Annotated in this window: 15 protein-coding genes; 11 read left to right on the top strand and 4 right to left on the bottom strand. The window is 71.0% G+C overall.

Going from position 1 to position 20,325, the window contains the following annotated elements; genetic code table 11:
• Positions 1-48: 48 nt before the first annotated feature.
• A complete protein-coding gene (locus EY822_RS00735) occupies positions 49-1,839 on the top strand; it encodes a helicase HerA-like domain-containing protein (protein ID WP_150306520.1) in 1,791 nt (596 codons plus the stop codon).
• A gap of 180 nt (positions 1,840-2,019) precedes the next feature.
• Here the strand turns inward: EY822_RS00735 and EY822_RS00730 are convergent, their stop codons facing one another.
• Positions 2,020-5,640 (bottom strand): choice-of-anchor I family protein, encoded by a 3,621-nt coding sequence (locus tag EY822_RS00730; protein WP_227496906.1) that lies wholly within the window; start codon positions 5,638-5,640, stop codon positions 2,020-2,022.
• A gap of 176 nt (positions 5,641-5,816) precedes the next feature.
• Between EY822_RS00730 and EY822_RS00725 the strand changes: the two genes are divergently transcribed.
• The gene (locus tag EY822_RS00725) at positions 5,817-6,626 is read left to right on the top strand and encodes an NAD-dependent epimerase/dehydratase family protein (RefSeq protein WP_150306519.1); all 810 of its coding nucleotides are present in this window, start codon (positions 5,817-5,819) and stop codon (positions 6,624-6,626) included.
• Positions 6,627-6,670: 44 nt separating this feature from the next.
• Complete coding sequence (locus EY822_RS00720; RefSeq protein ID WP_150306518.1) at positions 6,671-7,978, top strand: alpha-hydroxy acid oxidase; 1,308 nt, start codon at positions 6,671-6,673, stop codon at positions 7,976-7,978.
• 33 nt (positions 7,979-8,011) lie between these two features.
• Here EY822_RS00720 and EY822_RS00715 read toward each other — a convergent pair whose 3' ends face one another.
• Positions 8,012-9,478 (bottom strand): MDR family MFS transporter, encoded by a 1,467-nt coding sequence (locus EY822_RS00715; RefSeq protein WP_150306517.1) that lies wholly within the window; start codon positions 9,476-9,478, stop codon positions 8,012-8,014.
• A 103-nt stretch (positions 9,479-9,581) separates the two neighbouring features.
• On the opposite strand from EY822_RS00715, the gene EY822_RS00710 reads away from it, so the two are divergent.
• The 7 genes from EY822_RS00710 (at position 9,582) to ligD (ending at position 16,696) form a co-directional block, all read left to right on the top strand.
• A complete protein-coding gene (locus EY822_RS00710) occupies positions 9,582-9,887 on the top strand; it encodes a hypothetical protein (RefSeq protein ID WP_150306516.1) in 306 nt (101 codons plus the stop codon).
• Between the two features lie 48 nt (positions 9,888-9,935).
• Complete coding sequence (locus EY822_RS00705; RefSeq protein ID WP_150306515.1) at positions 9,936-11,597, top strand: circularly permuted type 2 ATP-grasp protein; 1,662 nt, start codon at positions 9,936-9,938, stop codon at positions 11,595-11,597.
• On the top strand, positions 11,597-12,538 hold the full coding sequence (locus EY822_RS00700) for an alpha-E domain-containing protein (RefSeq protein WP_150306514.1): 942 nt from the start codon (positions 11,597-11,599) through the stop codon (positions 12,536-12,538). The genes EY822_RS00705 and EY822_RS00700 overlap by 1 nt, the downstream gene beginning before the upstream one ends.
• Positions 12,535-13,380, top strand: a complete 846-nt coding sequence (locus tag EY822_RS00695; protein WP_150306513.1) for a transglutaminase family protein — start codon at positions 12,535-12,537, stop codon at positions 13,378-13,380. Before EY822_RS00700 ends, EY822_RS00695 begins: the two co-directional genes overlap by 4 nt.
• A gap of 47 nt (positions 13,381-13,427) precedes the next feature.
• Complete coding sequence (locus EY822_RS00690; protein ID WP_227496905.1) at positions 13,428-14,648, top strand: MFS transporter; 1,221 nt, start codon at positions 13,428-13,430, stop codon at positions 14,646-14,648.
• A 193-nt stretch (positions 14,649-14,841) separates the two neighbouring features.
• Entirely contained in the window at positions 14,842-15,660 is an 819-nt protein-coding gene (locus EY822_RS00685; protein ID WP_150306512.1) for a potassium channel family protein, read from the top strand.
• A gap of 13 nt (positions 15,661-15,673) precedes the next feature.
• Positions 15,674-16,696: a non-homologous end-joining DNA ligase gene (gene ligD / locus EY822_RS00680; RefSeq protein ID WP_150306511.1), complete on the top strand. Its 1,023-nt coding sequence runs from the start codon at positions 15,674-15,676 to the stop codon at positions 16,694-16,696.
• A 168-nt stretch (positions 16,697-16,864) separates the two neighbouring features.
• Here ligD and EY822_RS00675 read toward each other — a convergent pair whose 3' ends face one another.
• A complete protein-coding gene (locus EY822_RS00675; protein ID WP_150306510.1) occupies positions 16,865-17,917 on the bottom strand; it encodes an ATP-dependent DNA ligase in 1,053 nt (350 codons plus the stop codon).
• A 73-nt stretch (positions 17,918-17,990) separates the two neighbouring features.
• Here EY822_RS00675 and EY822_RS00670 point away from each other — a divergent pair, with 73 nt between their 5' ends.
• A complete protein-coding gene (locus EY822_RS00670; RefSeq protein WP_227496904.1) occupies positions 17,991-19,568 on the top strand; it encodes a bifunctional phosphatase PAP2/diacylglycerol kinase family protein in 1,578 nt (525 codons plus the stop codon).
• Positions 19,569-19,586: 18 nt separating this feature from the next.
• Here the strand turns inward: EY822_RS00670 and EY822_RS00665 are convergent, their stop codons facing one another.
• Entirely contained in the window at positions 19,587-20,240 is a 654-nt protein-coding gene (locus tag EY822_RS00665; protein WP_150306509.1) for an FMN-dependent NADH-azoreductase, read from the bottom strand.
• Positions 20,241-20,325: the final 85 nt, after the last annotated feature.

The raw sequence follows: 20,325 nt of genomic DNA, 5'->3' as shown, positions 1-20,325 counted from the left end.
CGCATCGCCCGCGATTGCTCGGGAACCGCCGCTGGCTAGGCTGACCCCATGTCAGATGCGGTCGAAGCGGCGAAGAAGGCTCTCGAAGAAGCGCAGGTCGCGCTGAGGGCGGCGGAAGCAGAAGCGGCGGCGCACGCGGCGACAGCCGGCGAGGCGGTGCACGAGGCGGCGGCCACACCCGTACCAGCCGGGTCGACGCCGGCCGGCCCGCTGTCGGCGGAGCAGGTCGAGGCCGTCCGGGCGGGTTACGCGTTCGATGGGGCGGCGCTCGAGCTCGGTGCACTCGTGAACGGGTCCGCGCTCGTCGACGTGCCCGTGCGCATCCCGATCGCCATGACGAACCGGCACGGGCTCGTGGCCGGTGCCACGGGCACGGGCAAGACGAAGACCCTCCAGGTGCTGGCGGAACAGCTGAGCGCGAACGGGGTACCGGTGTTCGCGGCGGACATCAAGGGCGACCTGTCCGGGATCGCGAGCCCCGGCATCCCTTCCGACGCGGTGATCGAGCGCGCGGATAGCGTGGGCCAGCAGTGGACCCCCGCCGCCGCGCCGACCGAGTTCTACAGTCTGGGCGGCAGCGGCGCGGGCGTGCCGATTCGAGCCACGGTGTCGAGCTTCGGGCCGCTGCTGCTCAGCAAGGTGCTGGGCCTCAACGAGACGCAGGAGAGCTCGCTCGGTCTCGTGTTCCATCACGCGGACGGCGCCGGGCTGCCCCTGCTCGATCTGGAGGATCTCCGCAGCGTGCTCGTGCACCTCACCGGCGACGAGGGCAGAGCCGAACTGAAGGAACTCGGCGGGCTGTCGAAGGCCACGGCCGGGGTGATCCTGCGGGAACTCATCACGTTCGCGTCCACGGGAGCCGATCGGTTCTTCGGTGAACCGGAATTCGACACCGCGAACTTCCTGCGCACCGACCCCGCCGGCCGCGGCATCGTGAGCCTGCTCGAGGTGCCGAGCGTGCGCGAGCAACCGGCCCTTTTCACGACCTTCCTGATGTGGCTGCTGGCCGATCTTTTCAACGACCTGCCCGAGGTGGGCGACACCGACAAGCCGAAGCTCGTGTTCTTCTTCGACGAGGCGCACCTGCTCTTCCGCGACGCGTCGAAGGACTTCCTCGCCAGCATCGTGCAGACCGTGCGTCTCATCCGCTCGAAGGGAGTGGGGATCTTCTTCGTCACGCAGACGCCGAAGGACGTCCCGGACGATGTGCTCGCTCAACTCGGCAGCCGGATCCAGCACCAGCTGCGGGCGCACACGCCGAACGACGCCAAGACCCTGCGCGCCACCGTGTCCACCTATCCCGTGAGCGGATACGCGCTGGGCGACGTGCTGACCTCGCTCTCTACGGGGGAGGCCATCGTCACGGTGATGAACGAGAGCGGCGCGCCGACCCCCGTGGCGTGGACCCGCCTGCGGGCTCCGCAGGGATCCATGGCGCCCACCGACGCCGCCGAGGTGGAGCGCCTCGTCGCCGCCAGCCCGCTGTCGGCGGAGTACGGAACGCCGCTCGACCGCGAGTCCGCCCGGGAGATCCTCGCCGCCCGCATGACGGCCGCCGCCGAGGCGGATGCCGCGGAGGAAGCGCGGGAGGAGGCGGATCGCCTCGCCGCCACCCGGGCGAAGGAGCGCGCGAAAGCCGAGCAGGACTATGCGAGGGCGCAGCGCGAATGGGATGCTGCCGAGCGGCGCACGTCGACGCGTCGTTCGACGACCCGTCGCACGGCGTCCCGCGGCAGCCGGGCCGCCGACCCCGTGTCCGACATCCTCGGCTCCGCCCTCGGCACGACGGTGGTGCGCGAGGTGCTGCGCGGCGTGTTCGGCACCCTCAAGCGCCGCTGAGCGCGCGGGAGACGTTCCGTCGACGGAGCAGCGTCCGTCCCTTCGACGGCCTCAGGGACCGCCCTTCGACGGGCTCAGGGACCGCCCTTCGACAGGCTCTGGGACCGGGGCCCGAACGACGCGAGGGAGCCCGCGTGGTCCGCGGGCTCCCTCGTCGTCCGGCATCGACCGGGACCGTGCTCAGATCGAAGGCACTGACGCCGCGGATCGGGTGGCCCGGGTCGAGCGACGCACCAGCAGCAGTCCGCCGATCAGCAGCAGCCCGGCGAGGGCGGCGATGGGCGCCGCGTCGGATCCGGTGTAAGCGAGGTCGTCGCGGCCGCCGTTACCGGTCGTGACCCCACCGTCCTCGTCCTCACCGGAACCTGCGTCACCGCCGTTATCGGCGCCGCCGCCTCCCGGCGCGCCGGTGCCCGGAGTGCCCGTACCGGGCGTTCCCGGGGTGCCCGGAGTGCCCGGCTCGCCGTCCCCCGGAGTGATCGGCGTGCCCGGGTTGCCCGCGTCCGGCTCGGTGACCATCGCCCGGCCCAGGGGGGCGGGATCGACGATCTCGAACGCCTCGAAGTAGCTCACGGCGGCGACGAGGTCGATCTGACCGGAGTCCGCACGGTTCGTGCCCTCGGCGAACGTGACGAAGTTGTCGCCACCGGCGGCGAGGAACGAGTTGGCCGCGACGCGGAAGACGTCGTCCGCCCCGATGTCGGCACCGCGATAGCTCATCGACGTGATGCGCTCGCCACGGGCGGCGTCCGGGTCGTACTCGTAGCCGAATCCCTCGGAGACGCCGAGGTGCAGCTTGGGCCGCGACGCGCCGTCGGGCTGCCACTGCTCCTCGAGGATCTGCTCGAGCTGCGCACCGGTGAGGTCCATGGTCACGAGCGTGTTGCCGAAGGGCTGGACGCTCGCCACATCCCGGTAGGTGACGGACCCGTTGTCGCCGTAGAGCAGGTCGGCGCGGAGTCCGCCCGGGTTCATGAGGGCGATCTGCGCGGGTTGCCCACCGAAGGACTCGTTCGAGGTCGCCCAGAGGTGCATGTCGGCGACCAGGTTGCCGAGGGAGGACTCCGAGCCGCGGTCGGATCCGTCGGCACCGGCGCGCCGGATGTCGGCGCTGATCGAGCCGATCTCCTGGGATCCCACGACCTCCGCCTCGGCGGATGCGGCATCGACGATCGACGCCACCGCCGCGTCGGCGGGGTAGAGGCCGACGGTGCCGTCGGTGAGCGGCAGGATGTCTCCGCTCAACGAGACCACGGAGTTGTCCGCGCGGTCGACCTCGAGCACCAGGCGGTCGAGGTTCGCGCCGTACTGACCGGACTGCAGCACCGGGCGCTCGACGCCGGTCGCCCACCCCGGAACCGGGAAGGTGCAGTCGTAGATCGCGTGGGTGTGGCCGGAGAGCACGGCGTCGATGCGCGGGGAGGCTCCGGTGACCAGACCCGAGAAGGTGCTCGACCCGGCTGCGATGGTGGCGCAGTCCGTGGTCTCGGCACCGTCGTGGGTGAGGAGGATGAGAACATCGGCCTCGCCGTTGCTGTCATCGCCGTCCTGCAGCTGGTCGGCCACCCGGTTGGCGGCGGTGAGCTGATCGCCGAACTCGATGTCCGCGATGCCGTCAGGCGACACCATGGCGGCGGTCGTCTCGGTGACGGTGCCGATGAAACCGACGCGCACGCCGTCCACCTCGGTCATCCAGTACTCGTCGAGAGCGGGGGTGGTGGTCCCGGCCAGGTACACGTTGGCGCCGAGCCCGAACCGGGCGTCGCCGTAGCGGGGGAGCACCCGGTCGGTGAGATCGGCGAAGCCTCCGTCGAACTCGTGGTTGCCGACCACGGACGCGTCGAGGCCCGCGGCGACGAGCGCGTCGATCGTGGGGGTGTCCTGCTGCGAGAACGAGGTGAAGGTGGATGCCCCGATGTTGTCGCCCGCGGAGACGAAGAGGGTGTTCTCGTTGGCGGCACGGAGTTCGGCCACGGCACCGGCCAGCACGGCTGCACCGGCCTCGCCGTTGCCGGCGTTGTCCTCGATGCGTCCGTGGAAGTCGTTGATGCCGAGCACCTGGATGGTCGTGGTGTCGCCCGCGGGAGCATCCGCGGTGACGTCGATGTCGAACATCGTGGTCGTGCCCGACACCTCGTTGCCGACGACGAGCATCGGCCGCGACGTGGGCGACACGTCCGCGGCGACGAAGGTCAGACCCTCGGGGCCGAGGTCCCCGGCAGCCGAGAGCGCGGCGAGGGGGTCGGCGGCATCCTCGACCGACACCGAGAAGTCGCGGTTGTTGAGGTAGGTCACGAACTGGGCCGACGTCGGATCGGAGATGTCGAACACCCCGATCCCGCCGACGCGCTCGAAGCCGATGAAGGCGTAGGTGCGGCCGTCGATCTCCCCGATGGTGAGGTTCTCCGGCTCCGGGCCCTTGTCGTCGCTCCGGCCCTCGAGGTTCGACTCCGAGTGGTTCGAGTTGAAGAAGGCCGGGCTCGCGGCGGCGGTGATCTCCTCGAGCATCGAGCCCGAGTCGAAGACCTGCTCGCCGTCGGTGGACCAGATGGAGAACGAGCGGGCGCCGAAGGCGTACAGCTCGTCGTAGCAGCCGAGCGCGTCGTTGTAGCCGTTCTCCGTGGTGACGTTCAGACGCCCGAGCTCGTCGTCGCCGGTGCGGGCCGCGAGCGGGCTCGTTGCGCAGACGGGCAGGTCGGCGACCCGCGCCCCCTCTTCGTAGTCGCCCCATTCCCGGGCGTCGCCCTCGTTGGCGGTCACGAGGTACGTCTGGTCGCCCGCCGAGTAGGCGTTGATGCCGTCGGGCATGTACATGCCGTACAGACCGTCGAAGGTGCGGATGTCGATCGACGATCCGCCCTCTGTATCGCCGTCCGCCGGGTCCCGGTCGGAGGGGTCGATGCCGTTGCCCTCGACGCCGTGGTCCTTGAACCCGAGGGGCCAGATGTCGGTGACCGACGCCTGCTCGATGTCGACCACCGCGACCGCGTTGGCCTCCTGCAGTGCGACGTAGGCGGATCCGCCGTCGATGGCCACGTACTCGGGTTCGAGGCCGCGGGACACGGGGTTGTCGTCCTCCGCTATGCCCGCGAAAATGCGCACGTCCGGGTGCAGCGGCGTGTCGCCGTCGGCCTCGAAGGCCGAGAAGCCGGCGGTCCGCACGGCCGACTCCTCGGCGGCGGCCACAGTGTCGGGCAGCGTCACGATGCTGACCGAGCCCTCCGGGTCGACGGTGTAGTCGTCGTTCGGTTCGCCCTCGTTGGCGACCACGGCGTACTGGCCGTCGGCCGAGATGGCGACCATGTCGGGCTGCGCCCCCACGGTCACGGAGCCGAGGATGTCGCCCGCTCCACGAGCGTCGAAGAACACGAGGCGGCCGTCGTCGGTCTTGGTGGTCGCTTCCAGGGCGATGACGCCGAGTCCGTCGGCCCGGATGGCGAGCGAGTTGGCCACGCCGTCGCTCGACAGCGTGGTGAGCTTCCGGGGTGCGGCAGGGGTGCTCACGTCGAGAACGTCGACGGCGCCGGCCTGCGCGTTGACGACGAAGACGCGGTCGTCGTAGTACGCCACGATCTCGGCCGCGGACTCGTCGAACACGCCGGTCTCGTAGGTTCCGAGAGGCGAGAGTCGGAGTGCTGCGTCGGAGGCGGAGTAGCTCACCGGCTCGTCGACGATGGCCGCGTGGGCGGCCGGGACCGGGACGCCGGCCACGAGCGCGAGTGCCACGGCGGACACGGTGGTTGCGGCGGCGACGGTGCCGACCGGGCGGAGGGTGCGGCGCGTGCGCCGGAATGCAGACATGGAACTCCAGGGGAAATGTCGGGGGACGCGAACTGTCTACGGAGGAGACGTTGCCGGGAGGTGAACGCGAAGCATCCGCCCGGAATCCATTCCCGATCCGCGCCGTCCCGATCCGGCACGGCGGTCGAGCGGGCGACCGCGGTATCCGTACGGGGGAAAAGGTATAGACACGACTCATGACGATTCTCGCTATCACCGGCGCGACCGGCCGCATCGGCACTGCTCTCCGCTCGCTGCTCGCGGCGCCCGACCGCACACTGCGGCTCATCGACGTGGTGGAACCCGACGGGGTCGATCCCGAGCGCGAGGAGTTCGCGAGCGTGTCGATCGAAGACGAACGGTCGATGCACCGGGCGCTCCAGGGTGCGGATGCCCTCGTGCACCTCGCCGGGTTCCCGTCGGAACGCGAGTGGCAAGACATCCTCGAGACCAACATCTCCGGCACCTACGTGGCGCTCGAAGCCGCGCAGGAGGCGGGTGTGCGCAACGTGTTCCTCGCCAGCTCGATCCATGCCGTGGGCGCCGCCACCCTGGGCGATGTGGCGGGCGTGCGGGAGCCGAATCCGCGTCCGGACACCTTCTACGGGGTGAGCAAGGCCACGATGGAGGCTCTCGGTGCCGTCTTCGCCACGCGGCACGACATGTCCATCGTCTCTGCGCGCATCTGCCACTTCTCCGACGTACCCGACGGCAGCGGCCGCGACCTGCAGTTGTGGGTGTCGCCCGGCGACATCGCGCGACTCGTCGAGGCGACCGTGGCGCTCGACCGGCCCGGGCACACCGTCGTGTGGGCGGTGTCCCGCAACGGCGCGGCATGGCTCAGCCCGGAGGCGGGCGAGTCGATCGGCTTCGTGGCCGTCGACAGCTCCGTCGATCCCGGCCTCGGGCCGGATGAGGCGCTCGCGCACACCGGAATGACGCTCACCGACACGCTCGGTGGGGAGTTCCTCGATGACGAGGAGCACCCGCTCGGTGAGGCGCTGTGACCGAGCCCGCCCCTGTTGACCACCGCACCGATCGCGAGGATCCGATGACCGAACTCCGGGACGCCCCCGCAGACAACGGCCCCGACGCCGTCCCGGCGCCCGACGCCCGCGTGAAGACGCAGCGCCAGGTGCCGCGCATCTCCGAGGTGCGGGAGCTGCTGCAGTTCCGCGCCCCCGTGCTCGACCCCGTGGCCCGTCGGCTCGCGGGTGCGCTCACGATCGGCGACCTGCGCCGCATCGCCCGGCGCACCACACCGCGCTCCGTGTTCGACTACGTCGACGGGGCGGCCGACGAGGAACTGACGGTCCGCAAGAATCGCGCGGCCTTCCGCAACACCGTGTTCGTGCCGGAGTTCCTCAACCCGGTGGCCGACCCCGACCTCTCGACCGTCATCAGCGGCACGCGCATCGCGATGCCGCTCGTCTTCGCCCCTACCGGGTACACCCGCATGATGCACCACGCGGGGGAGACGGCGGTGGCGCGGGTCGCCGCCCGCAACAACCTGCCCTACGCGCTCTCCACGGTCGGCACCTCCACCGTCGAGGAGGTGCGGGATGCCGCGCCCACCGGGAACAACTGGTTCCAGCTCTACCTCACCAACAACCGGGCGCTGAACGACGAGCTCCTCGACCGGGCGCTCGCCGCGGGCTTCACGACCGTGGTGCTCACCATCGACACCGCGGTCGGCGGACGCCGGCTGAAGGATGTGCGCAACGGGCTGACCATTCCTCCGTCCCTCACGCTCAAGACGTTCCTCGACATGTCCCGGTTCCCGTCCTGGTGGATCAACAAGCTCACCACCCCGGCGATCGAGTTCGCGTCGGTGCGCGACTTCCCCGGCTCGTCGGCCGATGTGGCGGCGTTGCTCTTCGACCCCGGTCTCGCCTATGCCGACCTCGAGTGGTTGCGGGCCACATGGCCGCACACGCTGCTCGTGAAGGGCGTCCTCAGCCCCGCCGACGCGCGGCGCGTGATGGCGCTCGGAGCCGATGGTGTGGTGGTGTCGAACCACGGCGGGCGCCAGCTCGACCGCACCCCGGCCACGCTGGAGGCGTTGCCGGCGGTGCGCCAGGCGGTGGGCCCGGATGCGACGGTGCTGCTCGACAGCGGGGTGACTCACGGTCAGGACATCGTCGCGGCCATCGCGCTCGGAGCGGATGCCGTCATGGTCGGTCGCGCGTACCTCTACGGCCTCATGGCCGGCGGCGAGCGCGGAGTGGAACGCGCGCTCGAGATCCTCCGGTCGGAGTATCAGCGCGGCCTGCAGCTGCTCGGGCTGCGCTCGACCGACGAGATCGACGCGCGCCACGTGCGTCCGCCGTTCCCGTTGCCGGGCGGCCCCGCCGTCTGACCGCGTCGGCGGCGGCTCATCGGCGAGGGCCGATCAGCGGGATCCGGCGGTGCCCGACTCGTCGGTCGGGCCCACGGGGTCCGACGGGGCGACCGCCGCGACCGGCGTGCGTGGCATCGTCACGGCGGCGACGACGGTGAGAGCCGCCGCCACGGCGACGGCCGCGAACACCGCGGACGACGCCGACTCCACCGTCGCGGGATCCGATGCGGAGCCGCCCCCGGCGGCGAAGATCGCGTTCGCGACCGCGCCGAAGATCGCCACACCGACCGCGCTTCCGATGGACCGGGAGAACATGTTGGCCCCCGTCACCACGCCCCGCTCGTTCCAGTCCACGCTCGACTGGGCGGCGATCAGCGACGGCGTGGCCACGAGACCCAGACCGAGCCCGACGAGGAAACAGCACACCGCGACGACGAGCACGCTCGGCTCACCGGCCAGCACGGCGAGCGCCGCGGCGCCGGCGATCACGATGACCATGCCGATGAGCACCGTGTTGCGGAATCCGATCGTGAGGTAGAACCGCCCCGACAGCGTCGCCGAGATCGGCCAGCCGATGGTGAGGGCGGCCAGCGCGAGCCCTGCCGTGAGAGGCGACACACCGAGCGCCCCCTCCAGATAGGTCGGCACGTACGACGTCAGTCCGATGAGAATGGCCCCCACGCCGATGGAGACGAGCGCCGTCGTCAGCAGCAGACGCCGGGAGAACACCCAGAGCGGCAGCACCGGTTCTTCCGCTCGCCGCTCCACGAGGCCGAAGAGCGCCAGGAGCGCGCCTCCCACGGCGAACGCCCCGATGCTCTGCGGGGAGTCCCAGGCCCACGCCTGTCCGCCCTCGAGGATGGCGAGGATCAGCAGGGTGAGCGACGTCGTGAGGAGCACCGCGCCGAGATAGTCCACGCGATGCTTGCGGCGCACGATGTTCTCGGAGAACGTGCGCACGATCATCCACCCGGCGAGCACGCAGAGCGGGATGTTGATGAAGAAGATCCAGCGCCAGCTGAGGAACTCGGAGAACACCCCGCCCAGGGTGGGCCCGACCACGCTGGACACCGCCCACACGCTGGCGAGGTAGCCCTGCACCTTGGCCCGCTCGGCCACCGAGTAGATGTCGCCGGCGATGGTGATGGCCATCGGTTGCACCGCGCCCGCGCCGAGCCCCTGCACCGCGCGGAACGCGATCAGGGCGGGCATGCTCCACGCGAGTCCGCACAGGATGGAGCCGAGCAGGAACAGCGCGATGCCGATCAGGAGGATGGGCTTCCGGCCCACGATGTCGGAGAGCTTCGCGTACACCGGCACCGACACGGCCTGGGCCAGCAGGTACACCGAGAACAACCACGGGAACTGCGAGAAGCCGCCGAGGTCGCTCACGATCGACGGCACCGCGGTCGCCAAGATGGTGGCATCGATCGCCACGAGCCCGGTCGTCAGCATGAGGGCGATGAGGATCGGGCCACGCTCCGAGCGGAACCCCACGTCCGCTGTAGGTGTCACCATCCCATCTTTCCCCACCCGCGGAGCGGGTGCGGACCTTCCATCCCGGCGCGACCGCTCGCATCCCGCCACCGCGTCCGGATCCGCTCCCCGATAGTCTGGGCCGATGACCGATTCAGCACGGCACGAGAGCGACGAGTACACCGGCGATGCCACCGAGTCCGGCGAGGTCGACGCGACCCAGCCCGAGGGCGAGCGCAGCGACGGTGCCGGCGGTCCGGACGATCTCGACGAGCGCGCGGAGGCGCCGAATGACGCGGTGACCTTCGGATCCACCGCCGTGGGCAGCCCGAGCCCCGATCTCGAGCGGAGCGTCGACCGGGAGGCCAACCCGGTCGGCAGCAAGGCCGAGTCCCGCCCCGAGGCCCTCATCGAGGGCGGCCGGGTGGCGACCGCCGAAGACATGGAGTGACCCGCCGCCGGAAACACGGCGGCAACACGCCCTAGTTATGCTCGCCCCATGGGCGACCTCTTTTCCGGATACGGCTCCACCCTCGTGCCCGCACACAACGGTCTTCGTGCGTCGGCATGGGACGAGATGTTCTCCGATCCGGACACCGACGCGCGACTCGGTGTGCGCGATCCCTACCGGGAGATCTACGCGGCTCTGTCGCAGATGACGCAGGAGGAACTGCGCGACCGCACCGAGGCGCTCGCCAGTTCCTACCTCACCCAGGGCGTCACGTTCGACTTCGCGGGGGAGGAGCGGCCGTTCCCCATCGACGCGGTGCCCCGGGTCATCCCCGGCGACGATTGGCTGCGCGTCGAGGCGGGCGTGAAGCAACGGGTGCGTGCGCTCGAGGCCCTCCTCGCCGACGTCTACGGCCCGCGGAACGCCGTGCGCGACGGCGTGCTGCCGGCGTCGCTGATCACCTCCTCCTCCCACTTCCACCGCCAGGCGGCCGGAATCGAGAGCGCCAACGGCGTACGCATCCAGGTCTCCGGCATCGACCTCATCCGCGACGAGGTCGGGGCCTGGCGGGTGCTCGAGGACAACGTGCGCGTGCCGAGCGGCGTGAGCTACGTGATCTCCAACCGTCGGGTGATGGCGCAGACCCTGCCCGAACTGTTCGTGTCGCTGCGCGTGCGACCGGTGGGCGAATATCCGAACCGGTTGCTGCACGCTCTCCGCGCGAGCGCGCCGGAGGGCGTCGACGATCCCACGGTGGTGGTGCTCACCCCGGGCGTCTACAACTCGGCCTACTACGAGCACACGTTGCTCGCCCGCCTCATGGGCGTCGAACTCGTCGAGGGCCGGGACCTCTACTGCGCCAACGGTCGAGTATGGATGCGCACGACAGCCGGCCCCACGAGGGTCGACGTCATCTACCGCCGGGTCGACGACGAATTCCTCGATCCGCTGCAGTTCCGGGCCGACTCGGTGCTCGGCTCGCCCGGACTCATGCTCGCCGCCCGTCTCGGGAATGTGACCATCGCCAACGCCATCGGCAACGGGTTCGCCGACGACAAGCTCGTGTACACCTACATCCCCGAACTCATCCGCTACTACCTCGGCGAGGAACCGATCCTGCCGAACGTCGACACGTGGCGGCTGGAGGAGCCCGATGCGCTCGAAGAGGTGCTGGACCGCCTCGGTGAACTCGTCGTGAAGCCCGTCGACGGGTCGGGCGGCAAGGGACTCGTGATGGGCCCCGCCGCCTCGGCCAAGGAGTTGCGCGACCTGAAGGCGCGGCTGCTGCGCGATCCGCGCGGCTGGATCGCGCAACCGGTGGTGCAGCTGTCGACCATCCCCACCCTGGTGGAGGACGGGATGCGGCCCCGGCACGCCGACCTGCGCCCCTTCGCCGTCAACGACGGGTCCGACATCTGGGTGCTGCCCGGCGGTCTCACCCGCGTGGCGCTGCCGGAGGGCCAGCTGGTGGTGAACTCCAGCCAGGGCGGCGGCTCGAAGGACACCTGGGTGCTCGGCACCGAGCCCGGCAAGGCGCCCAGCACCGTCGACTCCCACGACGTGCTCGGCCTCGTCACCGAGCAGGCGACCACCCAGTCCATCCCGATCATCTACGACCGGCAGCACGTGCCCGACGACTCGCGCGAAGACAGCGCCCAGGCCGATCAGGGGCAACAGCAGCAGCAGGCGACCGAGGGAGGGGAGTCCTGATGCTGTCGCGAATCGCTGAATCGCTGTTCTGGATCGGACGCTACGTGGAGCGTTCCGACGGCACCGCCCGCATCCTCGACGTGCACCTGCAGCTGCTCCTCGAGGATCCGTGGATCGACGAGGACACCGCGTGCCGGTCGCTGCTGTCGGTGATGGGCAGCAGCGACCCCCATCCCGACGGGGAACGCACCGACCTCACCCGCGCCGACGTGCTGGGCATCCTCGCCGTCGACCGCGCGCATCCGGCGTCCATCGCCCACTCACTGCGGTCGGCGCGGGAGAACGCGCGCCGGGCCCGGGAGATCGTGCCCACCGAACTGTGGGAGTGCCTCAACGCCACGAGTTCGCGGATGCCGCGCCGCGTGGCCGCCGACAAGGTGCACGACTTCTTCCGCTGGGTGCGCGAGCGTTCCGCGCTGGCGATCGGCATCATCGAATCGGCCACGAGCCGCGACGAGGCCTGGCACTTCCTCACCCTCGGCCGCAGCATCGAGCGCGCCGACATGACAGCGCGGCTGCTCGCCACCCGGTCGCTCACCGAGGCGTCCGGACCGTCGTGGACCACGATCCTCCGGTCGTGCGGCGCGTACGAGGCGTACCTGCGCACGTACCGCGGCGTGCCGTCGGCGGTGAACGCCGCCGAGTTCCTGCTGCTCGACCGGCTGTTCCCCCGGTCGATCGTGTTCTCCGTGAACCGCGCCGAACAGTGCCTGCGCGACCTGCAGCCGGCCGTGGGGCGAGCCGGAATCGCCGACGACGCCCAGCGGATGCTCGGCCGGGTGCGCAACCAGCTCGAGTACCGCTCGATCACCGACACTCTCGAAGATCTGCCGCAGCACATGGAGGCCGTTCAGGTGGCCACGAGCGAGGCGAGCGAATCGATCCGGCAACGATACTTCCCCACGGATGCGGCCCCCATCTGGATCGGAGACCAGCTGTGAAGCGACTGCGGATCGAGCACCGGACCACCTTCAGCTACGCGGCCGACGTGGCGGCGTCGTACAACGAGGCACGGATGACGCCCGCGGTATCCGACGCCCAGCTCGTGATCCGCACGGGCATGAGCGTTTCCCCGGTGGGCTCGACCCACTCGTACACCGACTACTGGGGCACCGGCGTCACCGCGTTCGAGGTGCTGACCCCTCACCGGGAACTCTCCGTACTGTCCCGGAGCGTGGTCGAGGTGCGACCGGCGACCCACTCGGAGGATTCCCTGTCCTGGGAGGAACTCGAGGAGGCATCGCGGTCGACCCTCGAGCTGGTGGAGCAGTGCAACGCCACTCGCCTGACCGCACCGCCCGAGGAGGTCGCCCGACTCGCCACCGAGATCGCGTCGAGCGGGCTCGGGCCGGGTGACGCCGCGCTCGCCATCGCGCGGACCGTCGGCGATGCGGTGGACTACGTGCCCGGGGTCACCGGCGTGCACTCGACGGCGGCCGAAGCCTGGGTCGACCGCAAGGGCGTCTGCCAGGACATCGCGCACATCACCCTCGGCGCGCTCCGTTCCGTCGGGATTCCCGCGCGCTACGTCTCCGGCTACCTGCATCCGCAGCGCGACCCGGTGGTCGGAGAGACGATCCGCGGTGAATCGCACGCCTGGGTGGAGTGGTTCTGCGGTCAGTGGCGCGGCTACGACCCGACCAACTCGATCGAGATCGGCGATCGGCACGTGCTGGTGGGTCGTGGCCGCGACTACTCGGACGTGCCACCGCTGCGCGGGGTCTTCGCGGGCTCGCGATCCACGTCGCCCCGGGTGACGGTGGAGATCACGCGCGAGTCGTGACTCCGGCGTCGTGCGCGTGGATTCCGACGGGGTCGTAGCCTAGAGCGGTGCCCGCCCTCCGCCGCCTCGATCCGCGTCGGCGCACGGTACCCCGGGAGAAGCACCCCCGGGAGAAGCTGCCCCGCGACGTGCGGGTGCTCGGGGTGGTCGCCTTCTTCGTGATGGTCGGCTTCGGCGTTGTCGTTCCGGTACTGCCCGTGTACGTGCGGAGCTTCGGTGTGGGCTACGTGGAGGTGGGCGCCGTCGTCGCCGCCTTCGCGGTGATGCGACTGGTCGCGAGCCCGTTCGTGGGCAAGCTCGTCGACGTGCTGGGGGAGCGCACGGTGCTCGCCATCGGGATCGGCATCGTCGCGGTCTCGAGCGGGCTCGTCGGTCTCGCCGACACCTACCCGCAGGTGCTGCTGCTCCGCGGCGCGGGCGGCATCGGCTCGGCGATGTTCTCGGTGTCCGCGATGACGCTGCTGCTCGCGGCGTCGTCGCAGAAGACCCGGGGGCGAGCCGTCGGTTTCTACCAGGGCGGATTCCTCATCGGCGGGATGGCGGGCCCGGCCGTCGGCGGACTGCTGGCATCCATTTCGCTCACGGCGCCGTTCTTCTTCTACGCGGTCACCCTCGTGGCCGCCGGCACGGTCGGTCTCCTGATGCTCACCGGGCGCCGCCACGACGTGCCCGACGCGACCGCCTCGACCCTTCCGCTGCGCTCCGTGCTCGCCGATGCCCGCTTCCAGGCCGCGTGCCTGGCGAACCTCGCGCAGGGCTGGGCGGCGATGGGGGTGCGCGGCGCGCTCATCCCGGTGCTGGTGGTCGAGGTGCTGCACCGGGAACCGGCCTGGACGGGCATCGCGTTCGCGGCGGCGGCCGTGGTGCAGGCGCTCGCGCTCGGACCCGCCGGTCGCTTCGTCGACGGTGTCGGCCGCCGACCGGCGATCGTCTTCGCGTACGCCGTGGGCGCCGTGCTGATGCTCGCGATCCCGTTCGTGCCCGACATCTGGTGGCTCATGGCGCTGCTCTGCCTCTACGGGGTAGCGGCGGCGTTCATGGGCACGGCTCCTGCGGCATCCGTCGGCGACGCGGCTGGGGCTCGGGGCGGGCAGCCCGTCGCCGTGTTCTCGGCGTTCTCCGACCTCGGGGCCATCGTCGGCCCGATCGTCGCCGGCCTCCTGCTCGACGCGTTCTCCTATCCGGCCGCGTTCGCGTCGGCCTGCGTGCTCATGGTCGCCGCTTCGCTCTTCGCCCTCCGGATGCCCCGCGAGACGCGATCCGCCTGAGGGGCGATTCGACGCCCGCACCCCACACTCACCTTCCCGTCCCCGCTCCGCCTTCCCGTCGTCGCGACCGCAATAGGGGTGGCGGGGATGCGAAACGGAAGCGGGGATGGGGGATGTCCCGGGTCCTCGCCATGCGCCACCCGGGGCACGGACCGGAACGCACACCCGGGGCACCGCCGGTACGATCGCCTCCATGAGACAGACCGCGTGGCGCTCGGCGACCGAGTGGCCGCTGACGGCGGCGGCGGGTCTGTTCCTCCTCACCTACGGCTGGCAGGTGCTGGCCCAGCCGGAGGGTGCGCAGCTCCTCCTCACCGAGGTGATCCTCTGGGCCACCTGGGCGCTGTTTGCCGTGGACTACGTGGCGAATCTGGTACTGGCACCCGTGCCGCGACGCTGGTTCTGGCGGCACCTGCACGAGCTGCTCATCGTGGCGCTGCCCGTGCTCCGACCGTTGCGGTTGCTGCGCCTGATCTCGGTGCTGGCGCTGGTCAACCGCGTCGAGGAGGGGCTGTTCCGGGGCCGCATCGTGCTCTACGCCGTGGGGAGCTCGCTGCTGCTCATCGTGGTGGCGGGCCTCGCGATGCTCGACGTGGAGCGCGACGCTCCGGATGCCACGATCACCACGTTCGGCGACGCGCTGTGGTGGGCGGTCGTCACCATCACCACCGTCGGCTACGGCGACCTATCGCCAGTGACCCTGGCCGGCAGGTTCATCGCCGTCGCCGTGATGGTGGCCGGCATCGCCCTGCTCGGCACGATCACCGCCTCGCTCGCATCCTGGTTCCTCGACCGGGTGAGCTCGGCCGAGGCGAAGGACCGCGCCGACGCGAAGTCGGACATGGACCGCCTCACCCGGGAGGTCGCCGAGCTCCGTGCCGTGATCGTCGCGCAACGGCACGGCATCACCGCGCCGGCCCGACCGGTCGACCCCGGTGACATCCGCCCGGACCTCGTGCCCCCGACGACCGGACCCGTGCGGGCCGACTCGGCCGGTCGGAGCGCGGGCTGAGTAGATTTGCGCCATGGCAACCGAAGCGATCGTCCTCCCCGTCGACGGCCCGCACGGCACGCGCGACGTGCGGATCTCCAGCCCGAGCCGCGTGCTCTGGCCGGACCTCGGCATCACGAAGCTCGACCTCGCCACCTACCTGGCGACGGTGGGCACGGCGTTCCTCGCGGCGAACGGCGACCGACCGCTGGCGCTCCAGCGGTTCTCGAACGGCATCGACGGCGACCAGTTCTTCTCGAAGAACCCGCCGAAGGGAGCCCCCGAGTACGTGCGTTCGGTGACGGTGGTCTATCCCAGCGCCCGGTCGCATCCGCAGCTCGTGCTCGACGAGCCCGCCGCCGCGGTGTGGGCGGCGCAGATGAACACCGTCGTGTTCCATCCGTGGCCCTCTCGGGCGGGCAACTCCGACAATCCGGATCAGCTGCGCATCGATCTCGACCCGCAGCCGGGCACCGATTTCGACGACGCGATCCCCGCCGCGCTCGAGCTGCGCTCCGTGCTCGCCGAGGCGGGGCTCGACGCCTTTCTCAAGACCTCCGGCAACCGCGGCCTGCACGTCTTCGCGCCGATCGAGCCGCTGCGCGAGTTCCTCGACGTGCGGCATGCCGTGATCGCGGCCGCTCGGGAACTCGAACGCCGCATGCCCGACCGGGTCACCACGGCGTGGTGGAAGGAGGAGCGCGGCGAGAAGGTATTCGTCGACTTCAACCAGGCGAACCGGGACCGCACCATGGCCGGTGCGTACAGCCCACGGGCACTCGCTCACGCCCCCGTCTCCTGCCCGATCGAGTGGGACGAGCTGGAGAACGCCGACCCGCGCGCCTTCACCGTGCTCACCGTGCCCGAGCGGCTGGCCACCACGGGAGACCCGTGGGCGCGGATGCACGACAAGCCCGGCACGATCGACGTGCTGCTCGGCTGGTGGGAGCGCGACCTCGCCGCGGGCCTCGGCGAGCTGCCGTTCCCGCCGGACTACCCGAAGATGCCGGGCGAGCCGCCGCGCGTGCAACCGAGCCGGGCGAGGAAGACCGACTGAGCCGCCCGGCCGTGCCGCCGTCAGTGCCGGCTCAATCGCTCAGTGCGCGTCCCCATGCCGGCTCAATCGCTCAGCGCGCGTCCCCATGCCGGATTGAGCGCGTAACGCTCGCACCCATGCCGGATCAAGCGCACAACGCGGGAGGGTGGGGGGAGAGGGAGGGCCGGGTCAGGCGAGCACCCTCTGCAGGTCGTAGGCGATCGGCCGGTCGAGCTGGTCGAAGGTGCACGACCGCGCCTCCCGGTCGTCGCGCCACCGCGCGAACTGCACCGTGTGCCGGAAGCGTGCGCCCTCCATCTGGTCGTACTGCACCTCGATCACCCGCACCGGCTCCAGCCGCACGAACGACACGTCCTTCGACGACGAGAACCGGCTGCGGTCGGTCTCGCCGCGCACCGCATCGCCGGAATCATCACGCACCACGAGCTCGTCCAGTTCGTCCACCAGCTCCAGCCGGCGCGCGTCGCTGAAGGCGGATGCCCCGCCCACGTTACGCAGCGTGCCCTCGTCGTCGTACAGGCCGAGGAGCAGTGAGCCGACTCCGCGCCCGCTCTTGTGCACGCGGTATCCGACCAGCACCACGTCGGCCGTGCGGTGGTGCTTCGTCTTCAGCATGATCCGCTTGCCCGGGGCGTACGCAGCGGCAAGCGGCTTGGCCACCACGCCGTCGAGTCCGGCGCCCTCGAACTCCACCAACCAGCGGCGGGCCAGTTCGCCGTCCTCGGTCGTGCGGGTGAGGAAGATGGGCTCGCCCACCGTGCCGATCAGGTCCTCCAGTGCTGCGCGCCGCTCCGCGAATGGCGCGTCGAGCAGGCTCTCCTCCCCCTGGGCGAGCAGGTCGAAGCCAACGAACGCGGCGGGCGTGTCCCGCGCGAGCGTACGTACCCGGCTGTCCGCGGGGTGGATGCGCTGCGACAGTGCCTCCCAGTCGAGTCGCTCGCTGCCGGGTGCACCCGTGCGCACCACGATCTCCCCGTCGAGAACGCACGGCTCGGGCAGCAGGCGGGAGAAGGCCTCGACCAGTTCGGGGAAGTAGCGGGTGAGCATCTTCGACCCGCGGCTGCCGATCTCGACCGTGGAACCGTCGTAGTAGACGATCGCGCGGAACCCGTCCCATTTCGGTTCGTAGCTGAGCCCGCCGGGCACGCTGTCGGGCTCCGGCACGGTCTTCACGGCCTTGGCGAGCATGGGGGCGATCGGCGAAGCGGGACTCGGCTGCATGACTCGATCTTCCACCCTCGGCGTTGTCCCCGTCGGCGACCCGCTCACCCGGAGAGAGTCCTACCCTTGAGCCATGATGCTCCGTCGGCCGGTCGCCCCGCGCGTCGCCCTGCGCCGCCTCCGGCTGATGCCCCGTGCCGTGCGACGCGTGGATGCGGTGGTGGCGCGTCGCATCAACGGCCGCGCCGCGCATCCCGTACTCGACCGCGGCGCGGTGCACCTCTCCCGCGCGGCCGACCGCGGCGTGCTCTGGTTCTCGCTCGCCGGCATCCTGTCGCTCGCCGGTCACCGCCGCGCCGGCGTGCGCGGTGCCGCGTCGCTCACGCTCGCGAGCATCCTGGCGAACCTCGTCGGCAAGCGGATCTTCGGTGGCGACCGGCCGCTGCTGAAGGACGTGCCGGTGGGCAGGAGGCTCCGCAGGCAGCCCACGTCGCCGTCATTCCCGTCGGGGCACTCGGCGAGCGCTGCGGGATTCGCCGCGGGCGTCGCGCTCGAGTCGCCCCGGGTCGGCGCCGCGATCGGTCCCCTGGCCGGTGCGGTGGCGTACTCCCGCCTGCACACCGGAGCCCACTGGTTCTCCGACGTGGTGGGCGGCCTCGCGATCGGCGTGGCTATGGCAACGGTGGGCAAGGCCCTCGTGCCTGCCCGGGCGGATCGCCGGATGCGCGTCGGGCGGCGTTCGGGTGGCGCCGAGGTCGTCCTGCCCGCGTCGGCCGACGGGGAAGGGGTGCTCCTCCTGATCAATCCTTCTTCGGGGCGAAGCGTCTGGCGCCCCGACCCCACCGGGTTCGTCAGCGAGAATCTGCCCGCGGCCACGGTGCGGCGACTCGCGGACGGCGACGACCTCTCCGACATCGTTTCGAGCGCCTTCGGCTCGTCACGCCCGCCGACCGTGCTCGGGGCGTGCGGCGGTGACGGAACCGTGGCAACCGTCGCCCACCTGGCGCGGGCGTTCGACGTGCCACTGCTGGTGCTGCCGGGCGGCACCTTCAACCACTTCGCGCGCGCCGCGGGACTCGAATCGGTGGAGGATGCGGTGCGTGCGTTGCGCTCGGGCCACGGCGTGCGGGCCGATGTCGCCGAGCTGAGCGTCGACGGCGCGGAGCCGCTGACCGTGTTGAACGCGGTGTCGCTCGGCGTCTATCCCGCCTTCGTCGCCGAACGGGAGCGGCGGGAACGGTACCTCAGCAAGTGGCTGGGTGGCCTGGTCGCCGCGTCCCGCGTGCTCCGCCGAGCCCGTCCCGTCGACATCGTGGTAGAGGGCCGCCGGGCACGGGTCTGGTCGGTGTTCGTGGGCGTCAACCGCAATCACGCGGCCACCGTCGCTCCCATGCAGCGCCTCCGCCTCGACGACGGCGTACTCGACGTGCGTGTGCTGCACGCCGGAGCGCGACCGCACGCGGTGGCCGCGCTCGCCTTCGGTCGGCGCACCAGCGCGGCGTTGCGCACTCTCCGGCTGCTGCCCGCGGCCGCCGCGGAATCACGGATCACCGACGAGGTGGTCATCGCGGTGCGGTCGCCGGATGGAGCACCCGCGCGACTCGCGCACGACGGCGAGGTGCTCGACGGCACGGGATCGGGGACGCGGCTGCGCGAAGCGACCGTGCGCATCCGGCCCGGTGCACTCCGGCTGTACAGTCCCCGCGCCTGACCATCGGCGCGGCGAGGATCAGACGGCCGCGGTACCCAGCCGGGTGGCGAGCGCTGCGGCGTCGGTGTGCGCCTGAGCGAGTTCGCGCTCGGCGCGGGGGATGTCGTCGACGCGCGCGGGGATGACCTCGGCGAGCGTGAGGCTCGTCGTGATCACCGAGACGTCCATGCCCAGTGCCTCGCCGAGGATGATGCGCAGCACGGGCACCGCGTGGTCCCAGCCCTCGGTGGGCGTGCCCTCGTCGTAGGATCCGCCGCGGCTCGACACGACCACGGCCGGCTTCCCCGCGAGCGGCTGCGACGGAACGTCGAACGGCGTGGTGATGCCGGGAACGTGGATGTAGTCGACCCACGCCTTCAGCGTGGACGGCAGGGAGTAGTTGTACAGCGGCGCGCCCACGAGCAGCACGTCGGCGCTCAGAAGTTCCTCGAGGATCTCGTTCTGCAGCGCCTCGTCCTCGGCGGACACGGTGCTGCCCTCGGCGCGCAGGCGCTCGGGCCAGTGCAGCGCGGCGTCGGAGAGGTGCGGAAGCGGGTTGGCGTGAAGGTCCCGGTACACGACGGTGTTATCCGGGCCGGCGGCGGCCCACGCGTCGGCGAAGGTGCGAGTGATGGCGCGCGACCGGGACGAGACCGAGTCGGCGGAGGAGTCGAGGTGCAGAAGTCGGGGCATCCGCCCATGCTAGCGACCGGAAGCGCCCGAGCGACCGCCGCGCGGTGGGGTGCACAGGCCGCCTGAGGCAGGATGGAAGCATAGG

It is taken from the genome of Planctomonas psychrotolerans, assembly GCF_008642235.1.
GTDB lineage: Bacteria > Actinomycetota > Actinomycetes > Actinomycetales > Microbacteriaceae > Planctomonas > Planctomonas psychrotolerans.
This window is presented reverse-complemented; position numbering and strand designations above follow the sequence as displayed.

Bases quoted from the DNA above. Each gene is read 5' to 3' on its own strand.
- EY822_RS00715 (WP_150306517.1), bottom strand. From the start codon at position 9,478: ATGGTGACACCTACAGCGGACGTGGGGTTCCGCTCGGAGCGTGGCCCG.
- EY822_RS00730 (WP_227496906.1), bottom strand. From the start codon at position 5,640: ATGTCTGCATTCCGGCGCACGCGCCGCACCCTCCGCCCGGTCGGCACC.
- EY822_RS00685 (WP_150306512.1), top strand. From the start codon at position 14,842: ATGAGACAGACCGCGTGGCGCTCGGCGACCGAGTGGCCGCTGACGGCG.
- ligD (WP_150306511.1), top strand. From the start codon at position 15,674: ATGGCAACCGAAGCGATCGTCCTCCCCGTCGACGGCCCGCACGGCACG.
- EY822_RS00675 (WP_150306510.1), bottom strand. From the start codon at position 17,917: ATGCAGCCGAGTCCCGCTTCGCCGATCGCCCCCATGCTCGCCAAGGCC.
- EY822_RS00735 (WP_150306520.1), top strand. From the start codon at position 49: ATGTCAGATGCGGTCGAAGCGGCGAAGAAGGCTCTCGAAGAAGCGCAG.
- EY822_RS00670 (WP_227496904.1), top strand. From the start codon at position 17,991: ATGATGCTCCGTCGGCCGGTCGCCCCGCGCGTCGCCCTGCGCCGCCTC.
- EY822_RS00725 (WP_150306519.1), top strand. From the start codon at position 5,817: ATGACGATTCTCGCTATCACCGGCGCGACCGGCCGCATCGGCACTGCT.
- EY822_RS00705 (WP_150306515.1), top strand. From the start codon at position 9,936: ATGGGCGACCTCTTTTCCGGATACGGCTCCACCCTCGTGCCCGCACAC.
- EY822_RS00720 (WP_150306518.1), top strand. From the start codon at position 6,671: ATGACCGAACTCCGGGACGCCCCCGCAGACAACGGCCCCGACGCCGTC.
- EY822_RS00700 (WP_150306514.1), top strand. From the start codon at position 11,597: ATGCTGTCGCGAATCGCTGAATCGCTGTTCTGGATCGGACGCTACGTG.
- EY822_RS00710 (WP_150306516.1), top strand. From the start codon at position 9,582: ATGACCGATTCAGCACGGCACGAGAGCGACGAGTACACCGGCGATGCC.
- EY822_RS00665 (WP_150306509.1), bottom strand. From the start codon at position 20,240: ATGCCCCGACTTCTGCACCTCGACTCCTCCGCCGACTCGGTCTCGTCC.